19 protein-coding genes are annotated in these 23,960 nt (G+C 43.5%); 1 reads left to right on the plus strand and 18 read right to left on the minus strand.

The annotated features are described in order from the left end of the window. Positions 1-162: 162 nt before the first annotated feature. Positions 163-318 carry a bacteriocin gene (locus AC2JF7_RS01600; protein WP_500726407.1) on the minus strand — a complete coding sequence of 52 codons (156 nt, stop codon included), beginning with the start codon at positions 316-318 and terminating at the stop codon, positions 163-165. 279 nt (positions 319-597) lie between these two features. Then, entirely contained in the window at positions 598-1,128 is a 531-nt protein-coding gene (locus tag AC2JF7_RS01605; RefSeq protein WP_500726409.1) for a GNAT family N-acetyltransferase, read from the minus strand. Between the two features lie 227 nt (positions 1,129-1,355). On the opposite strand from AC2JF7_RS01605, the gene AC2JF7_RS01610 reads away from it, so the two are divergent. Beyond that, positions 1,356-2,288 (plus strand): MucBP domain-containing protein, encoded by a 933-nt coding sequence (locus AC2JF7_RS01610; protein WP_500726411.1) that lies wholly within the window; start codon positions 1,356-1,358, stop codon positions 2,286-2,288. A gap of 137 nt (positions 2,289-2,425) precedes the next feature. Here the strand turns inward: AC2JF7_RS01610 and AC2JF7_RS01615 are convergent, their stop codons facing one another. From AC2JF7_RS01615 to AC2JF7_RS01690, 16 genes are all read right to left on the minus strand, one after another. Continuing rightward, positions 2,426-2,953: an adenine phosphoribosyltransferase gene (locus tag AC2JF7_RS01615; protein ID WP_500726413.1), complete on the minus strand. Its 528-nt coding sequence runs from the start codon at positions 2,951-2,953 to the stop codon at positions 2,426-2,428. A gap of 98 nt (positions 2,954-3,051) precedes the next feature. Then, positions 3,052-5,328: a single-stranded-DNA-specific exonuclease RecJ gene (gene recJ / locus AC2JF7_RS01620; RefSeq protein WP_500726755.1), complete on the minus strand. Its 2,277-nt coding sequence runs from the start codon at positions 5,326-5,328 to the stop codon at positions 3,052-3,054. Positions 5,329-5,380: 52 nt separating this feature from the next. Beyond that, a complete protein-coding gene (gene lepA, locus AC2JF7_RS01625; RefSeq protein WP_500726415.1) occupies positions 5,381-7,216 on the minus strand; it encodes a translation elongation factor 4 in 1,836 nt (611 codons plus the stop codon). Between the two features lie 148 nt (positions 7,217-7,364). Continuing rightward, entirely contained in the window at positions 7,365-8,501 is a 1,137-nt protein-coding gene (gene dnaJ / locus AC2JF7_RS01630; RefSeq protein WP_500726417.1) for a molecular chaperone DnaJ, read from the minus strand. A 77-nt stretch (positions 8,502-8,578) separates the two neighbouring features. Next, the gene (gene dnaK, locus AC2JF7_RS01635; RefSeq protein ID WP_500726419.1) at positions 8,579-10,432 is read right to left on the minus strand and encodes a molecular chaperone DnaK; all 1,854 of its coding nucleotides are present in this window, start codon (positions 10,430-10,432) and stop codon (positions 8,579-8,581) included. A gap of 18 nt (positions 10,433-10,450) precedes the next feature. Then, entirely contained in the window at positions 10,451-11,044 is a 594-nt protein-coding gene (grpE, locus tag AC2JF7_RS01640; protein WP_500726421.1) for a nucleotide exchange factor GrpE, read from the minus strand. Between the two features lie 12 nt (positions 11,045-11,056). Next, positions 11,057-12,106, minus strand: coding sequence for a heat-inducible transcriptional repressor HrcA (gene hrcA, locus AC2JF7_RS01645; RefSeq protein ID WP_500726422.1), 1,050 nt, complete (start codon positions 12,104-12,106; stop codon positions 11,057-11,059). Between the two features lie 139 nt (positions 12,107-12,245). After that, positions 12,246-13,178, minus strand: a complete 933-nt coding sequence (gene ribF / locus AC2JF7_RS01650; RefSeq protein ID WP_500726424.1) for a riboflavin biosynthesis protein RibF — start codon at positions 13,176-13,178, stop codon at positions 12,246-12,248. Positions 13,179-13,197: 19 nt separating this feature from the next. After that, complete coding sequence (truB, locus tag AC2JF7_RS01655) at positions 13,198-14,091, minus strand: tRNA pseudouridine(55) synthase TruB (protein ID WP_500726426.1); 894 nt, start codon at positions 14,089-14,091, stop codon at positions 13,198-13,200. A 41-nt stretch (positions 14,092-14,132) separates the two neighbouring features. Beyond that, positions 14,133-14,495 carry a ribosome-binding factor A gene (locus tag AC2JF7_RS01660; protein WP_500726428.1) on the minus strand — a complete coding sequence of 121 codons (363 nt, stop codon included), beginning with the start codon at positions 14,493-14,495 and terminating at the stop codon, positions 14,133-14,135. A gap of 17 nt (positions 14,496-14,512) precedes the next feature. Next, positions 14,513-17,143: a translation initiation factor IF-2 gene (gene infB, locus AC2JF7_RS01665; protein WP_500726430.1), complete on the minus strand. Its 2,631-nt coding sequence runs from the start codon at positions 17,141-17,143 to the stop codon at positions 14,513-14,515. Between the two features lie 4 nt (positions 17,144-17,147). Next, positions 17,148-17,459: a L7Ae/L30e/S12e/Gadd45 family ribosomal protein gene (locus AC2JF7_RS01670; RefSeq protein ID WP_500726432.1), complete on the minus strand. Its 312-nt coding sequence runs from the start codon at positions 17,457-17,459 to the stop codon at positions 17,148-17,150. A gap of 2 nt (positions 17,460-17,461) precedes the next feature. After that, positions 17,462-17,758 carry an RNase P modulator RnpM gene (gene rnpM / locus AC2JF7_RS01675; protein ID WP_500726434.1) on the minus strand — a complete coding sequence of 99 codons (297 nt, stop codon included), beginning with the start codon at positions 17,756-17,758 and terminating at the stop codon, positions 17,462-17,464. Positions 17,759-17,776: 18 nt separating this feature from the next. Next, on the minus strand, positions 17,777-19,051 hold the full coding sequence (gene nusA / locus AC2JF7_RS01680) for a transcription termination factor NusA (protein ID WP_500726436.1): 1,275 nt from the start codon (positions 19,049-19,051) through the stop codon (positions 17,777-17,779). A gap of 18 nt (positions 19,052-19,069) precedes the next feature. Further along, the gene (rimP, locus tag AC2JF7_RS01685) at positions 19,070-19,543 is read right to left on the minus strand and encodes a ribosome maturation factor RimP (RefSeq protein ID WP_500726438.1); all 474 of its coding nucleotides are present in this window, start codon (positions 19,541-19,543) and stop codon (positions 19,070-19,072) included. Positions 19,544-19,648: 105 nt separating this feature from the next. Continuing rightward, positions 19,649-23,956, minus strand: a complete 4,308-nt coding sequence (locus AC2JF7_RS01690) for a PolC-type DNA polymerase III (protein ID WP_500726440.1) — start codon at positions 23,954-23,956, stop codon at positions 19,649-19,651. Positions 23,957-23,960 lie beyond the last annotated feature (4 nt).

Below are 23,960 nucleotides of genomic sequence, written 5' to 3' on the forward strand. Positions count from 1 at the left end.
ATTAAGCGAGTTCATTGGAGACTTCTTTCTAGAATTAGGTTGGTAATTACATTCTATCAGAGAAGTCCAATGGACTTTTTTCATTTTCTAATCAGCGCAAGTGTTCAACTTCATTTTACAATTTACCGTTTAGTTATTTTAATTAACTTCTTTCCTAAATCATTACTTACACTGGTTAACAGGTGAAATACTTCTATTGGAAAAAATGATTTTTTCTAAAATTTGCCCTAAAATATTATTTTTTCTTTTTCCACCATTAATTTTACTTAATTCTTCTTCATTTAGTAAATGAAATTCGTTTATTTTTGTTTCTTTCATTTTCAACCTCTTTTTAAAGCAAAATTGGGATCTACCCAATTTTCATATGTTGATTAATATCTTTTAACGCCTTAAAAACAGTTTCTTTTTTATCTTTTAAATCCCCCTATTTGAACTTTCAAGATAATATTTATTTTATGATTAAAATAATCATTTTCTCAAGCTAAATTTCTAAGAGATGCATCAAAGGCTGATTTATCATGCTTCCAGAAATTACTTAATTAAAGCAAAATTATTTTTAACCAAGATTATTCTTTTACAATTTGCGCATTCTTGTGTTCAATTAGCTCTAGATTTTACCAGTTCATAGACGTAGGAAATTTCATTAGGCCGGTAAACACCATGAAGCGTTCCAACCTTGGTAAAGCCCATCTTAGTAATCAGATGCTGCATGGCTTTGTTATCTTTATGCGTATCAATTCTGATTGAAGCTACATCATCGCGCTTGGTCTTGATGTCGTCAATAACTGAACTGAGCAGCTGGGTGGCATAGCCCTTGCCTGCATGCTGGGAATGAATGGCTACACGGTGAATAACTACATACTTGTCCGTGTCAATGAGCCACTCACCATTTAAGTGGTCATAAGAATGGTCGGGTGCGTCTACGATGGCAATTGCCCCAACGGTTTCATGATCATCAGATTCAGCCAAGAAGGCCCAGCCTTTTGCTATGTCCTCTTCGATCTGACCGGTAGAGGGATAGTCCCCCTGCCACTGGTTGACACCACTTTCTGCCAGTTGGTTGGCTCCATCCTTTAAAATGGCGATAATTTGCTTAAAATCCGCCCTCGTTGCTTTTCTTAACTGCAAGTTGCTTAACTCCTTTTTTGAAATACCGTATTATTATATATACTCACACGGCATTTGTAAAAAAAAACGTCTAACTTTTATATTTTTGCACCAATAATTTTTAGTATCATGAAGAATAGATGAAATGAAGTCTGGTACTGACAGTCCAAATATATTATAATATTGATATATAAGTACAGTACCGTCTGTATAATGGCGATTATCAAAATTTAAAGGCAGGTTAAACAATGAATAAGAAACATAATTTTTGCATCAATATTAGAAAATTTGCTCTCAGCAGTATTACTATAGCTTCTCTGGGTATACTATTTGTCAATAATAGTGAAACAGTCCACAGCGCAAGTTTAACTGGAAGTCAGTCACTACTGGTTCGTACGTCTCCAATAAATGTTAAACTTGAATACAGGGACACAGCAGGCAAGTTGCTGTCGCCATCATCCCAACCCAAAAGTGTTATTCCAGGCAGTGTAATTTTACCCAAGGCAGACTTTGATCAAGTCCTTGCTTTATATAGTAGTCAGGGCTATTCCTTTATTGCCGCTGCTTCAACTATTGTACCTGATTCAAATGGTGACTTGGTCTTACCAAATACTGTTACAACAGACCAGACCTACACAATAGTTTTTCAAGCCAATTCAACCCCTGTACGCGGTGGTAATGTAACCGTACATTACCAAGATGAAAATGGTAATAAGCTGACTGATGATGAGGTATGGGGTGGTGATATTGGTGATACCTATAGCAGCAGACAAAAACCAATTGACGGATACAGTTTTAAATTGGTTAAGGGACAAGCTGCTGGATACTTCACCCGTTTTCCCCAAAGTCTTACTTATATATACACTAAAGATGAAATAAGTGATGATACCATGAAGCCGGTTAATCCTGTTGAGCCAGCCATTGATGATCCAATTGCTGATACTACCACGAGTGAAACTGTAGATCCTGGCAGCAAACACGAAGTAGATGGTAAGAAGATAAATAAGCAGAAAGTCAATTCAAACTCCTTCCCTGTAAGAGAAAATAATTTAGCAAAGAACAAGTCAGAATTACCCCAAACCGGTCAAGATGCTAGACTCCAATGGGCAATGATAACCAGCGGAATAATTGCAGTCATCATTGCGCTTGGTAGTGCATTGAAGTTGCGCAAACATCAATAATGAATTAGGCTGTTTTGATACTTCTATAGAAGATCAAAAAGTAATATTGACGCAGACATATAGTTTACATGCTAAAGATAAAAAGGCTGTTACTCCAAAGTAACAGCCTTTTTATCTATCTTTAAACACTATGATTTTTAAGCTCCATGGAATTGCGTAAGTGAAAACACATCAAGTCCAGGCAATTTTTCCTTGCCCTTAAGATCTGGCAATTCGATGTAAAAGGCAGCTCCAACTAGATTGCCGCCCAAATTTTCAACCAACTGCTTGCATGCCCGCAAGGTTCCCGCAGTAGCTAGAAGATCATCACAGATGACCACCCTTTGACCTGGTTTGATTGCATCCTTGTGCATCTCCAAGCTGTTAGAACCATATTCTAAATCATAGGAAGCACGTTCAACATCGCGTGGAAGCTTGTGAGGCTTTCTTGCTGGCACAAACCCTATTCCTAATTCAGTTGCCACTGGACAACCCACGATAAAACCACGGGCTTCAGGACCAACAATAACATCTGCCTGCCGGCTTTTAGCGTAGTCAGCTAGTTTGTGGGTCGCTGTCCTAAATAGTTCTCCGTCTTGCAGAATAGGAGTAATATCACGAAAAATGATGCCCTCATTGGGAAAATCATCAACACTTGCAATGTGTCTTTCAAAATCGTTTGCCATAAGAAGAAAAAACCTCCAAAACTTCAATTGCTTGCTAAAGCTTCTTTGACTTTACTATTCTAACAGACTTTAACCCTAAAAGCATTAACTAGCCCTAATTAATGTCGTTTTAACTGCTGTTTCACATACATTAAGAGCTGACTGCTAGACATTTGACGCAATTCTTGGACGAACTTGACCTGGGTCTGCGTTGCCCTATAGTACCTGGAAGCCGTAAGTGGTTGTTTGCTGGGGTTAGGGTTGGCAAAAAGCTTATCTTGGTCAAGATTGACAAATTTTAATTCAAAAAAGACCCGCAAGACAAAGAGCAAGGTGGGATAGTCCACTTTTAGGAAACTTGCAACTTGACGATAATCTTTAATTGTCAGTCCCCCATGTAAATAGACATACTTCAGTACGCTGGCAAAAAGTTCCTTGCCCGGAATGCTTTGAACTGGCAATTGGTCCAGCAAAAAGCGCAAATACAGCTGCTGGTAGTCGGCTTGCAAGGCTGAGTTTAATTCCTGCTGGCTGTGCGGGGTATCCAACAAGACCGCAACTTCACCGCTGTCATTATAGTCACTGACTAAGGCTAGCTTTTGAGGATCAATATTCAAGCTGCCAATAGCTGCTGCCCTATTTTTTTCATCAAATAGCAGGTATCGATCCGCAAAGCCCATCACATGTTTTTCCTGGCGCAAGTCAACGACCGGCAATGATTTAATGACCTGGGGCGCTGCAAAAATGATGCCTTGCATTATCCCTTGCACCTTGACCTGGCCCCGAAAGCAATTTTCTTCCAGCTGGATGAAGAGCTGGTCAATATACGCCAATAAGGGCTTGGTGAGGAACTTTTTGTTAAAGCCAACCACGTCCAATTTGTCACTATCTTTAGTGATCGTTAATTTGATGTGATTTTTATCCTTGCCCATAAAAAAGCAGCCGCTGATTTGGGGGTGGGAAATACTGAAAATGGGCTGACTATTGTCTGTCCCAAATGGGCCAACTTGATTGATTGCAGCAGTTGTATCCAAGTCAAGGCCAGTAAATGGCAGTTCCCCATCATAATGCTTCACAAGACTTGTATGCGGACTATGAAAACTTTTTTCAAAAGCATCCCTCAGCGGGGCAATTTTGTCTTCTTCAAGGGACAGGCCACAGGCAAAATCATGGCCGCCAAACTTGAGCAAAAGATCTTCTTTCAACGGATTAAGGGCATCAAAGAGGTTGAAGCCAGGAATAGACCGACCTGACCCCTTGATTATTCCTTCATCGTTTTTGGTTAAAACAATTGTCGGCTTATGCATCTGCTCGGCCATTCTATTGGCTACCAATCCTAAAACGCCTTCGTGAAAATCTGGGTCATAAATTACTAGCGTATTTTTAACCTGCCAGCCCCTGGTCTTGACTTGCTTTAAGCAAGTCTTGTTAACTTGCAAGGTCAGGTCCTTACGCTCTTCATTAAGGTGCTCAACCTGATCAGCAATTTCTTGTGCCTTGTCTTCATCGTCACACAAAAGCAGTTCAACAGCTAATTGAGCATTGGCAAGACGGCCCACCGCGTTCAGGCGGGGAGCAATATTGAAGCCTACATCAGTCTCATTGATCTGACCTAAAGTTAAGCCGGCATTTTTGATTAAGGCGCGCAATCCTGGTCTTTCAGTCTGATTGAGCATTTCCAGGCCACGTTTAACAATGATATGGCCCTCGCCCGAAACCTTGACCATGTCGCCAATCGTTCCAATCATTGCCAGTTCAAGCAGTTCAGACATCGGATCTTGCATTAATTCACGGCAAATGGTATAGGCAACGCCAGCACCACAATAGTCGTCAAAGGGATAATCTTGACCTGGAAAATTGCAGTGCACCAGTGCATAACAGTCGGGTATCGCTTCTTGCATCTTATGGTGGTCGCTAATGATGGTGTCAACTCCCTGGCTATTGGCATAAGCCACCTCTTCAATCCCGGTAATGCCATTGTCAACCGTAATAATTAGCTTTGTACCATCTGCCACAATTCGTTTGTACGCTTGCAAATTGGGACCATACCCGTCACGAAAACGATCCGGAATGAAAAAGTGGACATCAGCCCCTAAAATACTGAGCGTCTCCACCATGATAGTGGTAGCTGTGATGCCATCAGCATCATAGTCGCCATAAATAGTGATCTTTTCACCATTGTCAATTGCTTGGTTAATCCGCTTGACAGCCTTGGCCAAATCGTGCATTAACTTAGGATCAGCCAAGTCTTCTTCGCTGGCATTGAGCCAGAAATCAAGTTTTTCTTTGGTGTCAATTCCACGCAAAGAAAACAACTTAGCTGCAATTGGGCTAAGTTGGTAAAATGAAACTAATTCGGGCGCCAGCTCGCTGCTTGTCCTTTGTTTCCATTCTATCATCTGTTAATTAAACCTTTTTTCTGAATCCTTGAGCAATAACTTGGACCCTTTAGCTTGTTAAATCGTCGTCGTTCATCTTTAAAACAGCCATAAATGCTTCTTGAGGAACTTCAACTCGGCCAACTGACTTCATCCGCTTCTTGCCCCGCTTCTGCTTTTCCAGCAGCTTGGCTCGCCGGTCAGGATCACCAGTATGGATCTTCCATGTAACATCTTTGCGGTATGGTTTGACAGTTGCGCGCGAGATGATTTTTGCTCCAATCGCTCCCTGAATATCAACTTCAAAGTTTTGCCGTGGAATTAGCTTTTTCAGCATTGATGTCATCTGCCTTGCCCGCTTTTGGGCCTCATCACGATGAGCAATAAAACTCAAGGCATCAATCGCCTGTTTATTTAGCAAAATATCGATTTTTACCAGGTCAGTAGCCTGATAACCGGTGATTTCATAATCAAGCGATGCGTAGCCCTTGGTCGAAGACTTCAAATCATCAAAAAAGTCATAAATGATTTCCGCCAACGGCATATTGTAGATGACATTAACCCGGTACTTGTCTAAGTAGTCCATTGTGACAAATTCACCGCGCTTACGCTGACACAGCTCCATCACTGGGCCCACAAAGTCATTAGGCACCATTACTTCTGCCTTAACATAGGGCTCTTGTACTTCCTTATACTCGCCGGCAGTAGGCAAGTCAGACGGATTATCGATTACCTTGGTCGTTCCATCATTCATAAGAGCATGATAGTCAACAGACGGTGCAGTCATAATCAAGTCTAGGTCAAATTCTTGCTCTAGCCGTTCCTGGACCACATCCATGTGCAGCAAGCCTAAGAAGCCGCACCGAAAACCAAAGCCTAAAGCAGTTGAAGTTTCTGGTTCAAACTCTAGTGCCGCATCGTTCAACTGCAACTTTTGCAGAGCCTCTTTTAAGTCATCATACTTGGAATTGTCCACCGGGTACATACCAGAATAAACCATAGGCGGAATCTGCCGGTAGCCCGGAAGTGGTTCCGCAGTAGGCTTTTGCGCTGAAGTAATGGTGTCGCCCACTCCTGTTTCCCGCACCGACTTGATATTAGCTGTCAAGTAACCTACGTCGCCCGCAATCAAAATGTCCTTTTTAACGGGATGAGGACTCAAGACACCCACTTCAGTTACTTCATATTCCTTACCCGTATTCATAATCCGAATGTGGTCACCGGGCTTAACCATGCCATCTTCGATCCGGACGGATAAAACTACCCCGCGATAGTCATCGTACTTGGAATCAAAAATCAAGGCCTTTAAAGGTGCTTCCAGGTCCCCGCTTGGTGCTGGCACGCCTTGGACAATATACTCCAAAAGCTCCGCAATTCCTTGTCCGGTCTTGCCCGAAACCTCAACGGCATCATCGGCATCAATGCCCAGCATCTCAGCAATTTCTTCCTTGGCTTGGTCGGGATCCGCTGATGGCAAGTCAATCTTGTTAATCACCGGTAAAATCTCCAAGTCATTATCGACAGCCAAATATGTATTGGCAAGTGTCTGAGCCTGGACGCCTTGGGAGGCATCAACTACTAAAAGAGCGCCCTCACAAGCAGCCAATGACCGGGATACCTCGTATGAAAAATCAACGTGGCCCGGTGTGTCAATCAGGTGAAAAATATAGTCTTCCCCATCATGAGCATGGTACTTAATCTCAACTGAGTTCATCTTGATCGTAATACCACGTTGACGTTCAAGCGGCATGTCATCCAGCATTTGATTCTTAAGCTGGCGCTCTGATACCGTATCTGTTAGTTCCAGTATGCGGTCGGCAATGGTCGACTTGCCATGGTCAATATGCGCTACAATGGAAAAGTTGCGAATATGTTTTTGATAGTCTTGTAATTTTTTGATGTCCATAAATAATTTGCATCCTTTGATTCTATTATTCTATTATAGCAAATTCACCAGGGGGATAAAATCAAATAAGCCCAATCTTGTCTGTCCCTTGACACACAAAAAGGACTGACTCGGATTAAAACGCGAGCTAGTCCCATTGAATTTGCTTTTACTGTAACTTTTCCTTCAATCGTTCAAAGAAGCCTTTTTCTTGCGGCGTAATTGATCCACCACCAGCCTTGACAAAGTCAACTAAGGCTTGTTTTTGTTCTTCGTTGATTGTCTTGGGAATTTGTACTTCAACTGTCGTTATTTGGTCGCCCTTGCCGTTGCCACGCAGGTAGGGTACACCCTCACCATGCAAGGTAAACTTTTTGTTGGGCTGGGTGCCAGCTGGAATCTTTAGCTTTTGGTCGCCATGCACAGTCTTGATCGTAATTTCATCACCAAGAGTTGCTTGAGCAAAGGAAATAGGCACGGTCGTATAAATCGTTGTCCCCTGCCGTTCAAATTCCTTGGATGGTTTGATCCGGTAACTAATGTACAAGTCACCGTAAGGCCCGCCATTCTTGCCGGCCTCACCCTGGCCCTCATATCGTAGTTGTTGACCATTATCAATGCCAGCTGGGATATTGACTTCGATTGTATTTTTACCCTGGACTACTCCCTTGCCATGGCAAGTTTGGCAGGGGTGTTCGATAATAACGCCGCGGCCATGACACTTGTCACAGACTGTTTGCCGGCGGATTACGCCCAGCACAGAGTTCTGAGTAACTGTCATATAGCCTGAACCATTGCATTTGTCACAGGTGATTGGGTGCGTGCCCTTTTCGGCACCTGTTCCCTGACAGGTTGAACAAGTCTCACTACGTGTATATGATACTTGTGTCTTTTTACCCGTAATTGCATCCATGAATTCAATAGTCAGAGTATAGTCAAGATCTTGTCCCCGCGTTGGCGCAGTCGGATCTGTCCGGCGTTGACCGCCCGTGGCACCACCGAAGAAGTCATTGAAAATATCACCGAAATCACCAAAGCCGCCAAAGTCACTGTAACCTTGGCCGCCACCGCCAAAGCCTTGACCATTGACACCTGCAGAGCCAAATTGGTCATACTGAGCACGTTTTTGCTCGTCATGGAGCACCTCATAAGCCTCATTGATTTTCTTATATTTTTCTTCTGCACCCGGCTCATGATTAATATCCGGGTGGTATTTCTTTGCTAATTTACGGTAAGCAGAGTTAATTTCTTTATCACTAGCATTGCGACCAACACCAAGCACGCCGTAATAATCTTCCTGTGCCATCTAAAAGCTCCTCACTCTCAAAAGAAAAGAACTACTATTGTGGCAGTTCTTTTCTAATTTATTCAATTATAAACCCATTACTTGTCTGGGTCTACCTTATGAAACTCACCTTTATCAGCAGAACCATCGCTTGCTTTGCCTTGAGCACCTGGATCTTGTGGACCTGCGCCCGCTTGACCACCGGCACCCTGGGCACCGCCATTTGCTTGGTAAAGCTTAACAGCTAGGTCTTGGGCAACCTTGGACAAGTCATCCTTCTTGGCCTTCATTTCATCCAAGTTGTTGTCTTTTTGGGCCTTCTTTAGTGCGTCAAGCGCTTCTTGAACCTTCTTGGTATCATCTTCAGATACTTTATCCTTGGTATCCTTCAGCGTCTTTTCCGTGGTGAAGATTAGTTGGTCAACTTCATTGCGTAAGTCGACTTCTTCTTTCTTCTTCTTGTCTTCTTCAGCATGCTCTTCAGCCTCTTTTTGCATCTTTTGAATTTCTTCATCAGACAGGCCAGACGAGCTCTTAATGGTGATCTTTTGTTCTTTGCCAGTCCCCATGTCCTTGGCTGAAACGTTAACGATACCATTCTTGTCAATGTCGAAGGTAACTTGAATTTGTGGAACGCCTCGCGGAGCAGCCGGAATATCAGTCAATTCAAAGCGGCCCAAGGTCTTGTCGTCTGCTGCCATTGGACGTTCACCCTGCAGAACGTGTACGTCAACGGCTGGCTGATTGTCAGCTGCAGTGGAGAAAATTTGACTCTTAGAAGTTGGAATAGTTGTGTTCTTCTCAATTAACTTAGTGAAGACTCCACCCATAGTTTCAATACCAAGGGAAAGCGGCGTAACATCAAGCAAGACAACGTCTTTCACATCCCCAGAGATAACTCCACCCTGGATAGCAGCACCAAGGGCCACAGCTTCATCAGGATTGATTGAGTGGTCGGGCTCTTTGCCAGCCCACTTCTTAACAGCATCTTGAACTGCTGGAATTCGCGTTGAACCACCATTTAGGATCACCTTGTCAATATCATTAACGGTGAGGTCAGCATCTTTTAATGCGTTGTCAAATGGAATCTTGGTCCGGTCAACTAAGTCAGCAGTTAACTCATCAAACTTGGCCCGGGTTAGGTCAGCTTCAAGGTGCAAAGGACCAGCTTCACCAGCAGAAATAAACGGCAGCGAAATGTGGGTTGAAGAAACGCCAGACAGGTCCTTCTTAGCCTTTTCAGCGGCATCCTTAAGTCTTTGCAGAGCCATCTTGTCTTTGGCCAGATCTACCCCATTTTCATCTTTGAAGTTCTTGATTAACCAGTCGATAATCTTGTTGTCAAAGTCGTCCCCACCAAGATTAGTGTCACCATTAGTAGATAGCACTTGGAAGACGCCATCGCCTAATTGCAAAACAGAGACATCGAAGGTACCACCACCAAGGTCGTAAACCAAAACTTTTTCATCTTCAGCTTCCTTGTCAAGGCCGTATGCCAAAGAAGAAGCGGTTGGCTCATTGATAATTCGTTTTACCTCAAGACCGGCAATCTTGCCTGCATCCTTAGTCGCTTGCCGTTGGGCATCGTTAAAGTAAGCTGGCACCGTGATAACAGCCTCAGTTACCTTTTCACCAAGATAATCTTCCGAAAACTTCTTAATGTATTGTAAAATCATTGCGGAAATTTCTTGAGGCGTATAAGCCTTGTCGCCAATCTTAACCTTATAGTCAGCTTCACCCATGTGACGCTTAATCGATGAGATCGTGTTCGGATTGGTGATTGCTTGCCGCTTGGCAACTTCACCAACCTGAATTTCGCCATCTTTAAAAGCAACTACAGATGGTGTAGTCCGATTACCTTCTGGGTTAGTAATGATTTTTGGTTCCTTGCCTTCAAGAACTGCAACTGCTGAGTTGGTTGTTCCTAGGTCAATACCGATAACTTTTGACATTGATAAACTTCCTTTCACTTATTGTGCAACAACAACCATTGCTGGTCTTAATGTTCGATCTTTGTACAAGTATCCTTTTTGTAAAACTTGGACAACATGGTCCTTTTGATCATCATTTTCTGCCTCAACTGTTTGAACAGCCTGGTGCAATGTCGGATCAAACTTGGCGCCCTTTGCCGCAATTTCGTTAATTCCATGGTCTTTCATGGCCTTAACTAGTGCATCCAAAGTCATTTGAACACCTTTTTTGAGTTGCTCTGCAGCCTTGTCCTCTACCTTAGTAGACAAGGCTCGTTCCAAGTTATCCATTGCAGGTAAGACATCCTTAGCCAAAGATTGCGACTCATATTTAATGAGCTGGGCCCGTTCATTATTGTAACGGTTTTGCATATTTTGCATCTCTGCCTGACTGCGCAAGAACTTATCTTCTAAGTCCTTGCTGTGCGCCTCAGCTTGCGCTAATTTAGCCGCCATTTTTTCCTGGGGTGATTTTTCTTGCTTAGTCTTATCAGGCTTGGCCTTATCTGTCTCTGACTTTTTAGGTGAGACTTCTGATTGGTGCCCCTGATCTTTCTTCATTTCTTTTTCGCTCGGAAACTTTTCCTTACTCACGGCTAACCTCCTTTATTTAAATCGACCGTAATATTCGAGCAGCTTCTTGGCCAATTCGTTTCTGAAATATTCCAGAAGACCAATTACTTGCGAATACGGCATGTTATTTGGGCCAAGCAAAGCAATTACGCCCTTACCATGTGAGCCAACGCTGTACTCTGCCGTAAGCAAACTATAATCTTTTAACAAGTCGTTGGATAATTCCGAGCCTAGGCTAACGCGGATTGGCTGTCGGTCGACACTGCTAGTATTTCGTTGATCAACCAAACTTGAAATCAAATCATTGTGGTCAATCAGTTCATAAAGCGATCGCAAGTTGGCAACATCGCTTAGTGTTGCACTATTCAACAAGTTAATCTGGCCATCAACATACATTTGCTCGCTAGCTGCATCATTAATTACATCTTCAACCAAGTCTAGCAATTCATCAGCATGTTCGCTGCTGAGCCTCTTGCCCAGGCCGCGATTAAGAAGAGCAGGTGTAACTTCGTTAAGCGTCTTGCCCACCAGCTCATCATTGATCATGCGTACAGCCTTTTCAATTTCATCACCATGGACATTGTATGGGAGACTGTATACTTGATTATGCACATTGCCGTCGCTTGTCACCAATATTGCCATGATTTGCCGACTAAACAGAGGAACAATGCGAAAACCAGTAATAGTTATGTCACTACTTTCTGGTCCCTCCGCAAAGGCCGTATAGTTAGTCAAATCAGACAAAATCTTAGCTGCCTCTTGCACAATTTCATTCACTTGGTGAAATGGTTGGTCAAGCTGGTCCACAATCCTTTGGTATACGGAAGACGGAATTTGTAAGGGTTCAACTAGGTTGTCCAGATAGTAGCGGTAGCCATCAGTTGATGGCACCCGCCCACTGGACAGGTGTGTCTTTTCGATTAAGCCCTCATCTTCCAGAACAGCCATTTCATTACGAATAGTTGCACTTGAAACCTTGATCGGCAGTTGCTTCATCACAGTCTTTGATCCAACTGGATCATGTGTTTGCGTAAAATCGTTAATAATTGTTTTCAAAATTAATTCTTGACGTTCGGTCAACATAAATATCGCCCTCACTTTTAGCACTCATGCTTATCAGGTGCTAACAATTATTATGATACTAGTATTTAGCAGAATGTCAAGTTGAGTGCTAACTTTTTTAAAACAAAATTGCTCTTCTGGGTCTTGCTACCATAATAGTTTATTCTAACTGGGCAAAATAAGCCTTAATCTCTGCTTCGTCCTGCTTCATCTGTTTCTTCAACTCATCCAAGTTAGCAAACTTGATCTCTCCACGCGTGTACTGGTACCACTTGATAACCATATTTTGATCATAAGCCTCTTCATTAAAGCCAAAAAGATTTGATTCAATATAGATTTTTTGACCTTTGTGAATGGTTACGTTGTAGCCGACGCTAGTCATTGAATCATACCACTTGCCCTTGATCTTAGTTTTTGTAGCATAAACTCCTAACTTGGGAACAACCTTGTTGTCCTGCCAGACTAAATTGGCAGTTGGATAGCCCAACTTGTGGCCATTGCGCAAGCCATGGCCCACAGTCCCTGACATGACATAGGCCGCTCCCAGCAACTTGCTTGCCAGCGGCATATTGCCGCTTCTAATCGCCTTTTTAATCTCAGTTGATCCAATTTTTTGGCCATCATAGGACTGCTTGGGCACATCAATAATCTTAAAGCGTCCACGGGCAAAGTGGGGGAAATTTTGCATGTTGGCAATATCTTTAGGCCCGTAAGTATAATCAAAGCCCGCCACCACCGTATCTGCATGAAGCTTAATGATAATTTCATCAACAAATTCTTGGGCGGACAACTTGCTGAAGGAGTCATTAAAGTGCATTACCAGCAGATAATCAACACCCAGCTTGCGCATCTTATAAGCCTTTTCGTCCAGGCTATCAATATAAGAAACATCAGCCTTTTGGTACACCTCTTTGGGGTGACGGTCAAAAGTCATCACCATTAGCGGTAATTTTTCTTTTTTAGCAGCTTGCTGGGCCAGCGTTATTAATTGCTGGTGTCCGCGGTGAACGCCATCAAAAAAGCCAAGAGCTAAGACGGTTTTGTCCGGGATTAAATTTTCGTCAACCGGATAAGTTAAATGGATAATTTGCACGATAAAACCTTCATTTCACCTAATTATTTTGTAAGAGCATTAAATAAGGGCGATACTTGCTGCCATCTTTTTGATATATAGCCTTAACCCTTTTATTGTACCGTAATGCCAGGCTTTTTGCATTTGTTTCTAAGGCAAGAGCGACACCATTTTTTACCTTAAGCCATTGCTGGTCAGTCAAGTCTACTTGCTGGTATTCTCCAAAGAAAGCGTCAATGGGCTGAATAAGTTCCAAAGCGCGACTTGGATCCTTGACCAAGTCATCTAACTTAACTGCCTGGCTAATATCAAAGCCAGAACTAGCAGTTCGTCGCAAGCTTGCCATAGCAGCAGGAACGCCTAATCGAGCGCCTAAGTCGTTAACCAATGAGCGGACATAGGTGCCTTTACTGCACTCAATTTTAAAAGCAAAGCTCTCTTGCCCCTTATCTTGATCAAAGACTGGTTCACCATTCAGTTCATACGATAAGACTTGGACTGCCCGCTTAGGCCGTTCTACCTCAATCCCAGCTCGTGCATATTCATATAAATGCTTGCCATTAACGCGGACAGCCGAATAAATTGGGGGAACTTGCTCAATCTGACCAAGAAAGGACTGCATGCTTTTTTGAATTGAATCACCCGCAATCAACTGGGTGAGTTGCTCTTCTTTTAGCACTTTTCCGCTAAGATCATAGCTATCTGTAGCCACACCCAGAAGACCAGTGCCTTCGTACTTCTTGTTTTTGGTATGCATTAGTTCTATCAGCTTAGTAGCCTGTCCGATTGCAATTGGCAAGACGCCGGTCACGTCAGGGTCAAGCGTCCCGGCATGGCCGACTTTTTTAATGTGCAGGAGCCGCCTTAATTGGTAGACGACGTCACTGCTAGTCATCCCTTTATCTTTGTCGATCACTAAAATTCCATTCATCATTTTATCCCCGTCCATTAAAAAAGCGCCATTCGGCGCTTTTATTAATTGTTCCGCTCTGCATCTTGTTTCTTTAAGTCAGCAAGCATGCGATCAATTTTACTACCATATTTGACTGAGTTGTCACGTTTGAAAATCAGTTCCGGAACCTTATAAACGGTTAGTACCTGCCCCAGCAAGTGCCGCATCATGCCCTTAGCCTTTTCCAAACCCGCAGCCGCTTCTTCTTCTTTTTGCGGATCTTCAGAAAGAATGCTGTAGTAAATTGTTGCATAAGACAAATCATTGGTACATTCGACCGCAGTAATCGTGACATCGCTGACGCGAGGATCACGAATATTTTTGCGCAAAATCTTAGTTAATTCACGGAGGATTTCTCCTTCAACACGTCCTATTCTGTGCTTCATGCTTTCCTCCTAATCAATTACTTAGGTTGAACTTCCTGCTGCTCAACGGCTTCAAGTTCGTCGCCAATCTTAATGTCATTATAACCTTCAATGGTCAAACCACAGTCAAAGCCTTGCTTGACAACTTTAACGTCGTCTTTGAAGCGCTTAAGTGAAGCAACTTTACCAGTATAAATCACTACCCCATTACGAATGAGGTTGACTTCTGAATCACGAGAGACATAACCAGAATCAACGAAAGCACCAGCAATGGTCCCTACCTTCGAAACCTTCCAAGTCTCACGAACAGTCATATTGCCAACTACCTTGTCTTCGTAGGTTGGCTCAAGCATGCCTTGCATCGCAGCCTTAACGTCGTCAATAGCCTTGTAAATGATACTGTATAGACGAATATCAACTCCGTCGGCCTCTGCTTGTGACTTGGCTGTCGCCGTTGGTCGAACATTAAAGCCAATAATAAAGCCATTTGATGCACCAGCAAGAGTAACATCGGATTCGTTAACAGCACCAACGCCTGCATGGACAATGTTAACCCGAACACCTTCGACTTCAATCTTTTCAAGCGATTGTTGCAGGGCCTCAACAGATCCCTGAACATCAGCCTTCAAAACAATGTCGACTTCTTTCATGTTCTCTTTCTTCATTGTGTCGAACAAGTTGTCGAGTGTCACGTGTTGCACGTTTTCACGTGCATGCTGCAATGCTTGCTGAGCTCTTTGTTCACCAACGCTACGAGCAGTCTTTTCATCGTCAAAGACGACAATCTTATCAGCAGATTCAGGAACATCATTCAAGCCCGTGATTTCAACTGGCATTGAAGGAGTCGCTTTTTCAACCTGGTGGCCCCGGTCATTAGTCATGACCCGTACCCGACCGAAACGATTACCAACCACGATTGGATCACCAGTATGCAGCGTACCTTGTTGTACTAACAAGTCAGCAACAGGACCACGTCCTCTTGACAGTCTGGCCTCGATAACCGTACCAATCGCCTTTTGCTCTGGGTCAGCTTTGAGTTCCATCACGTCAGCTTGCAGCAAGATCATTTGCAATAAATCGTCAACATTTTCGCCTGTCTTGGCTGAAATGTTAACAAAAATAGTATCACCACCATAGTTTTCTGGAATAAGGTTGTACTTCATCAGTTGCTCGGTAACATGCTCTGGGTTGGCTCCAGGTACATCCATCTTGTTGATAGCCACGATAATCGGCACATTAGCGCTCTTTGCATGGTCAATTGCCTCGATTGTTTGAGGCATAACCCCATCGTCAGCAGCAACAACTAGGATAACAATATCCGTAATTTCTGCTCCACGTTCACGCATGTTAGAAAAAGCCGCGTGTCCGGGTGTATCCAAAAATGTAATCGGCTTACCGTCAATCTTAACTTGGTAAGCACCGATCTTCTGGGTAATACCGCCAGCTTCATGGGCAGAAACATGGGTGTGACGCAAGCGATCAAGCAAGGTGGTCTTACCATGGTCAACGTGTCCCATAATAGTCACAACTGGTGGACGCTTCACTTGATGCTTAGATTCTTTGGAAGCTGCCATTCGCTTGTCGTAAAGGCTATCAATGTCAGAAATATCCTCATGGAGTTTTTCTTCTGCATTAATTCCATATTCGGCCGCGATTAGTTCGATTGCCTCCTTATCAAGGGACTGGTTCTGGTTAGTCATGACCCCAAGCATAAAGAGCTTTTTAACAATTTCAGCAGGTTCGCGGTGCAGCAACTTGCCCAGATCCTGAGCATTCATCCCAACTTCATAGACTAAAGTTTCTGGCAACGGACGCTCTTTTCTCTGAGTTGGTTGCTTCTTAGGCACTTGTTCAAACTGTCTCTTCTTATTCTTACGCTTACGTTTAGGATAATTATTATTGCCATAAGTTTGGTTTCTGCCCTTGCGTCCTGGCTTGCCTGAATTACGGGTATGACCATTGCCGCGACGGTTTTCTTCCTTAACTGGTTCTGGACCCGCAGCATGCTTTACGTCCTGCGGCTTACCTGCTGCACCAGTCGCATTTTGATTTTGCTTCATGCGGGCTGGGGACGGTTTAATAATCTTGGGACCAGTTACTTGCGGCGTGGCACTTTCTACCTTAACAACTTTTCTCACGGTATTCTTAGCTGGAGTTTCCTTGACATCTTCGCTAGTCTTATCTTTTGCGTTATTTTGAGTATAAGACTTGTGGGCTTCTTCAGTTTGCTGAGTTAACGTATTTTCTTCGACGCGTTGACGCTGCTTTAATTGCTTAAGCAAGTCTTGAGCAGCCGGCTTAGGCGTGTTTGGACGCGAATCTTGGTTTGAGCGATGATTTGACCGGCTTTGACCATCCTGAGAGCGGTTATTTGAATGGCGATTTTTACGTCGACCATTATTTTTGCCGCTTGCTTCTTCGTGTTTTTTCTCATTTTTACGAATGGAGTGGACAGAAATCTTGATTTTACCACCCTTAGGTGCAGAACTTTCGTGCTTTTTGGCGGGAGCGGGGCTGCTAAAACTTCCCTTTAATTGATTCGCTTGTGAATCCTCTAATGATGACATATGGTTCTTAACATCGAAGCCAAGATCCTTCGCCTTAGTGACCACAACTTTATTTTCGATGCCTAACTCTTTCGCAATTTCATAAATTCTTTTCTTAGCCATCCAATCACACTCCTTCATTAATCTTTTGTACTAATGCTTTGAAAAAACCGGCATCAGTTATACCTAATACCTTGCGTTCTTTGCCAACTGCATGCGAAATTTCGCTGCTGCTAAAGTCAGTAATGATTTGTGTGTCATTCTGTTCTGCAGTTCGGGCGACCTTTTCACATGTATCTGCGTGACTGTCATTAGCCAAAATAACTACTTTAACTTTTTGCGCCTTGAGGCCGATAAGGACCATTTCAAGTCCTGTAACCAACTTCCCAGCTCGCTGGGCAAGTCCCAGCAAATTTAATGCTTTTTGTTTACTTTGCAAATTTATTTATCACCAAATAATTCTTTCCTGGCCTTTTGATGATCAACATAAGAATATAATTCTTCGTAAAAGCTTTCAGGAACTTTGGTTCCCAAGCTTCGTTCAAGAATACCCTTTTTTTGAGCACGTTTGATTTCATTCGGTTCAAGTGAAACGTAAGCGCCTCGGCCTGGTTTCTTTCCAGTTGGATCAACCGAAACTTGTTTTTCTTTGTCAACCACAATGCGCACCAATTCTTTTTTAGGCTGCATTGTGTTGGTCAACAGATCCTTCCGCATTGGAATTTTTCTTTTTTTCAAAAGAACTCACCCCTTGCCTTATTCTTCGTCAGTACTTTCACTGTCATCACTTACTGCACTGTCACTAGCAGTTTCTATCTCATCTTCATCTTCTGTCACATCATCTTCTGCAACTTCTGTAGACTCTTCTGCATCTAGATCTGTGTCCTGCTCTTCTACAGAAGGATCAGTGTCTTCATCAGTGGCCGCTACTGCTTCATCAGGGACTTCAGGGTTTGCCTCTTCACTAGTCTCATCAGTGCCTTCATCAACAAATTCTACTTCTGATTCAGGTCGAATATCTATCTTATAGCCGGTTAAACGCGCAGCCAACCGAACATTCTGCCCCTTTTTGCCAATTGCTAGCGATAGCTGGTAATCAGGAACAATAACCAAGGCGCTCTTTTCATCCTCTTCATCACCGAATTGAACAGCAATGACTTCAGCTGGATTCAATGCATTAGCAATAAAGTCAGACGGGTCTTCTTCATATTTAACAACGTCAATGTTTTCCCCGTCAAGTTCATTAACCACATTTTGGACCCGTGCACCGCGCTGGCCAACACAAGTACCAACCGGATCAATATTGGGGTCATTCGACTTGACTGCAATTTTGGTTCGGTCACCAGCTTCACGGGCAATGGACACAATTTCAACCGTCCCATCAAAAATTTCTGGAACTTCTTGTTCAAATAGCCGTTTAACCATATCAGGAGCAGTACGTGAAACCACAATTTGCGCACCCTTTGGGTCAGAACCAACATGTGTCACCAAGACCCGAATTTGATCTTGTGGGTTGTAGTTTTCATTTGGCATCTGATCATTACGTGGCATCACTGCTTCAACATTACCAATTTTAACATAAACAAAGCGATTATCGCGTCTTTCAACTGTTCCTGTGATCAATTCGTCCTCATATTGCGAATATTCATCGATAATATGGTTCCGCTCTGCTTCACGCAAGTGCTGCATAATAACCTGCTTGGCAGTTTGCGCAGCAATCCGACCAAAGTTCTTTGGTGCAACTTCAAACCGAATTTTATCGCCCAATTCATAAGCCTTGTTAATCGTCAAAGCATCTTTTAAGCTGATCTCCAAGCGGTCGTCATGAACTTCTTCAACAACAACCTTTTCACTCATCAGTTTAAAGTTGCCCTTGCGTTCATCAAACTCAACCACAACGTTGGTTGCTTGATTATAATTCTTTTTATAAGCGGCAACAAGTGCGGCTTCAATTGCCTCAACGATCACGTCCTGCTTGATACCCTTGGTTTTTTCTAAAGTCGCAAACGCCTCTAGCATTTCTTTAGACATAAGTTTTAATCAGCCTTTCTAAAATTCAATTGCAAACCGAATGCTTGCAACCAGCTCGCGGGGAATAGTTAATGTCTGCCGCCTTGTTTTGATCTTGATTTCCAGTACAATTTGTTCGTCGTCATAGGATTGAAGTGTGCCTTCATATTCCTTTTCACCTTCAACTTTTTGGTAGAGGCTAACATGAACATAATTATTCAGCGCCTTTTGCCAGTCTTTCTCGGACTTGAGTGGGCGTTCAACGCCAGGTGAGGATACTTCCAAGACATAGGGATCAGGGAGTGGATCAGGGGAAATCTCATCCAGCTTAGCCGAGATCAACTCGCTTAAGCCGGCGATTTCATCCATATCGATGCCATTTTCACGGTCAACGTATATCCTAAGATAATTTTGTCCCCGTTCTTTTACGTATTCCATATCTACAAATTCGTCATTACGCGCCGCAATGATTGGTTTGATCTCTGCAAGAACAGAATCTTTAACTTTCGCCAAGTACTTTCCTCCGTAATAAAAAGAGTGAGCAGAAATTGCTCACTCCGAATCATTATTCGAACTTCTATAAGAAGTATATCACATTTATATTAATACTGCAAAAGTTTAAAAGAGTGAGAGCTGATTTTGGTCAGGCATGCCTGCCAAAACCTCATTGTTCTCAAGGTAATCCATAATTGATTGGGAGACCTTGCCCCGCTTTGCCAGGTCCTCTTTTGATAAAAACTTTTGCTCTGCCCGGGCCGCAACGATTTGTTTGGCCGCATTGATACCCAATCCGGGCACAGCATTAAAGGGGGCCAAGATGGTATGTTCGTCGACTATCTTAAAGTTTGTAGCTTCGGACTCATTGATATCAACCATCTTAATCTTGATCCCGCGTTCTAGACACTCGTTGGCAATTTCCAAAACTGTGAGCAAACTCTTGTCCTTAGCCGAAGCATCATTGCCCTGGTTTTGAATATCTGCCATTGCCTTTTTAACAGTGTTTTTTCCGTGACTCATTGCAACCAAGTCAAAGAGATCGGCACGCACAGAAAAGTATGCAGCATAGTAAATTTCTGGATAGTAGACCTTAAACCAGGCAATACGCAAAGCCATAAGAATATAGGCTGTTGCGTGGGCTTTAGGGAACATGTACTTGATCTTGAGACAAGACGGAATATACCAGTCTGGGATCTTGTCATTCTTTTTCAATTCAGCCATGTCTTCGTCGCTGATGCCGCGACCGTGGCGGACCGATTCCATCGTGGAAAAGGCCACTTCTGGCTTTACTCCCCAGTGGATAAGGTCCATCATGATGTTGTCGCGACAACCAATGACGTCTTTTAACTTGCAAGTTCCATTGTCGATTAACTCTTCAGCATTACCCAGCCACACATCTGTACCATGAGAAAGCCCGGAGATCTGCAGCAATTCTGAAAAAGTTGTCGGCTTGGTCTCTTCAAGCATGCCCCGGACAAACCTGGTTCCAAATTCAGGGACGCCTAGCGTTCCGGTCTTAGACTGAATCTGCTCTGGACTTACGCCCAAAACTTCAGGACTAGAAAACAGAGACATCACGCCCGGATCATCCGGAGGAATGGTCAAGGGATCGACACCCGAAAGATCTTGCAGCATCCTGATCATGGTTGGGTCATCATGGCCTAAAATATCAAATTTTAAAATATTATCATGAATGGAGTGGAAGTCAAAGTGGGTGGTCAGCCAGGCTGCATTCACATCATCAGCAGGGTACTGCACAGGTGTAAAGTCATAAATATCCATATCATCAGGAACAACCACGATACCGGCCGGATGCTGCCCAGTCGTTCGTTTAACACCACTGACGCCAGCAGCCAGGCGGTCAAGTTCAGCCCGGCGCAAGTTTAATTCCTTTTCTTCATCATAATGCCTAGCATAGCCGTAGGCAGTCTTATCTGCAACAGTGGCAATTGTACCCGCACGATAAGAGTTCCCCGGGCCAAACATTACGCGGATAAAGTTGTGCGCTACCGGCTGGTAGTCTCCTGAAAAGTTCAAATCAATATCAGGAACCTTGTCGCCATGAAAGCCTAAGAAAGTGGCAAAGGGAATATCTTGGCCATCTTTGACTAGTTCAGCACCACATTCAGGACACTTGTCATCAGGCAAGTCATAGCCAGAGCCATACTCACCATTTTCAAAAAACTTAGAATAATGGCACTCTGGGCAGCGATAATGAGGCGCCAATGGATTAACTTCAGTAATTCCGGACATTGTAGCTACTAAACTTGAACCAACAGATCCTCTTGAACCGACCAAGTAGCCATCCTTGTTTGACTTTGCAACCAAACGCTGCGAGATCAAGTAAATAACCGCATAACCATTGGAAATGATCGAATTCAATTCCATATCTAGACGGTCTTGAACAATTTTAGGCAGAGGATCGCCGTATAATTCATGGGCCTTGTCAAAGGTTAACCGCTTCATTTCTTCATCAGCATTTTCAATGTGTGGTGGATATAATCCATCCTTGATTGGAGCGATCTCTTCTGTAGCTGCAGCAATCTTATTGGGATTAGTAATAACTATTTCCTTGGCTGCATCTTCTCCTAAGAAGCTGAATGCTTCAAGCATCTCCTGCGTGGTGTAGAAATGCAAATCAGGCTGCTTCTTGTTGCGGTCAGGATTGCTTCTTTGTGCAGCAATCAAAATTGTGCGGTAGACCGCCTCGTGTTTTTCAAGATAGTGGGCATCCCCTGTAGCCACAACTGGCTTACCCAACTCCTTACCAAGCTTGTAAATATTGGTCAAAATTTCTTCAAGCTCAGCTTCATCAGTAATGAGATGGCTGGCAATCATTTCTGCATAATTTGCAGGCGGTTGCACTTCCAAGTAGTCATAAAATCTAGCCTTTTTACGAGCTTCATCATAGCCCTTCTGCATCATGGCGACGAATACTTCACCTTCCAAGCAGCCAGAGCCATATAACAAGCCCTCATGGTTTTTGAGCAAGTCTGACTTGGGTGTTCGCGGTATTCGATAGAAGTACTTGGTGCTAGCAAGCGAAACTAAGCGGTACAAATTTTTAAGTCCTGCCTGCGTTTGCGCAATAATTGTCATGTGCTGCGGACGAGCCCGCTTGAAGATCTGACCTCGGGCAGCATAATCATTCATCTTGCCCAAATCGTCTTCATTATATTTTTTGGTAAAGGCTGCTAGCAGCTTGAACATCAAGTAGCCAGTAGCTTCTGCGTCTTGGTTGGCCCGGTGGTGGTGTTCAAGAACAACGTTATACTTCTTAGCCAGCGAATCCAGTGTGTGTCTAGTCTGCTCCGGGTGCAGCAGGCGCGATACTTCCAGGGTATCAACCACTGGTTGGGTTACTTCTGCAAGCTGCGCTCGGCGCAAAGCTGCATTGACGAAACCAATATCAAACTGAACATTGTGCCCGCATAGCGGGCGGTCACCATAAAAGTCTTGGAATTGCTTGATGACGACCGCTTCATCATCGGCTGCTCCAACCATCTCGTCAGTGATTGAGGTTAAGTTGATCGTCTGTTCGCTTAGAGGGTGGTGTGGATTGATAAACTTGTCGAAGCGTTCAATCACTTCCCCATTTTTCATCTTAACTGCACCGATTTCAATAATTGTGTCATAAACAGAAGAAAGCCCTGTTGTTTCGACGTCAAAAATCACAAACTCGCGGTCTTCATAAGTCATTGGAGCAGGATTAAGCACAAGTAGCGCATGATCATCAATCATATTAGCTTCAAGACCATAGATAATCTTGATATCATTCTTGTGACCGGCACTATATGCTTCAGGAAAGGCTTGAACATCAGCGTGGTCGGTAATGGCTACTGCTTTTTGCCCAAATTTTTTGGCTGCTAATACAAAGTCAGTCGCTGTGTTAGTGGCATCAAGCTGGCTCATGTTGGTATGTAAGTGAAGCTCTACCCGCTTTTCTGCCCCCTCGTATTTTTCCTGGCGACCCACATGTTCAATTACTTCAAAGCAGGAAATATTAAAGACTGTATCATGAGACCACTGGTCTTCTGCCGCTGATCCCTGCATCTTAGCCCATGTCCCAGGCTTTAACGCACTGATACTCTTCATTTGCTCTTCATCAGAGACAAATTTTTTAAAGGAAATGGAATCAGTATAGTCAGTTATTTCGCCAGTGAAAATGACCGACCCATTCTTTAGTTCACGTCGGTCAACATTAAAAATATTGCCCTCAATTACAACATTGCGCGTGCCATCAGCCACTTCCTTAATCTGAGTGATTGGCAAACTCTCATCAAGCTTGCGGTTGCCATAGCGGGTTTTACGCGTTGAATAGCCTTGGGGCTTGGCATGCTCTTTAGGAGGAGCTGCATTATAGGCTTCTTGCATGACTTGCTCGTGCTGCTCTTGAAGCTGCTGGAGACTGGCCAAGTTGCTTTGTGAATCTTCCTCATCAATTTCAGTTACAAACTTTAAGTTAAAAAAGCCATACTTTCGCATCTCTTCAGCAAGTTGGTCCAGCATTGACTGCTCAATCAGGCCATCAACAACCAAGTTGTCAACGGGAATGATCCAGCGACCCTGCTCCTTTTTTGGTTTATGGCTGGAAATAAATTCACGAGCCACGGGCTGCAAAATCTGCGAATTTTGCACTGCATAATGCCAATAGTCTGTCAAATAATCATCATTGCCGTCCTGTGAGCGAACCAGCAGGCGCGTCTTGACAAAGGATGAAAAGTTGGCGGTAATAGCCTTCTGAAGTGCATTATAAGTTTCAAACTTTAAGGGTGTAGTAAAAAGAACATGAATATCCCACCTATGTTCTCTAGCGTAAACATCCACGTTCTCAATTTCGCCCTTTTGCAATACATCGTTGTCTGCAAACTGGTCCGGAAAATGAACTTGTTGCAAAAGTCGTATGAAAAGCTCGTTTTTATTAGTCACGAAA

The organism is Lactobacillus sp. XV31L, assembly GCF_059900865.1.

Coding starts and splice junctions, on each gene's coding strand:
- AC2JF7_RS01600 (WP_500726407.1), bottom strand. CDS start 318: ATGAAAGAAACAAAAATAAACGAATTTCATTTACTAAATGAAGAAGAA.
- AC2JF7_RS01610 (WP_500726411.1), top strand. CDS start 1,356: ATGAATAAGAAACATAATTTTTGCATCAATATTAGAAAATTTGCTCTC.
- AC2JF7_RS01615 (WP_500726413.1), bottom strand. CDS start 2,953: ATGGCAAACGATTTTGAAAGACACATTGCAAGTGTTGATGATTTTCCC.
- lepA (WP_500726415.1), bottom strand. CDS start 7,216: ATGGACATCAAAAAATTACAAGACTATCAAAAACATATTCGCAACTTT.
- dnaJ (WP_500726417.1), bottom strand. CDS start 8,501: ATGGCACAGGAAGATTATTACGGCGTGCTTGGTGTTGGTCGCAATGCT.
- dnaK (WP_500726419.1), bottom strand. CDS start 10,432: ATGTCAAAAGTTATCGGTATTGACCTAGGAACAACCAACTCAGCAGTT.
- hrcA (WP_500726422.1), bottom strand. CDS start 12,106: ATGTTGACCGAACGTCAAGAATTAATTTTGAAAACAATTATTAACGAT.
- truB (WP_500726426.1), bottom strand. CDS start 14,091: ATGATGAATGGAATTTTAGTGATCGACAAAGATAAAGGGATGACTAGC.
- AC2JF7_RS01660 (WP_500726428.1), bottom strand. CDS start 14,495: ATGAAGCACAGAATAGGACGTGTTGAAGGAGAAATCCTCCGTGAATTA.
- infB (WP_500726430.1), bottom strand. CDS start 17,143: ATGGCTAAGAAAAGAATTTATGAAATTGCGAAAGAGTTAGGCATCGAA.
- nusA (WP_500726436.1), bottom strand. CDS start 19,051: ATGTCTAAAGAAATGCTAGAGGCGTTTGCGACTTTAGAAAAAACCAAG.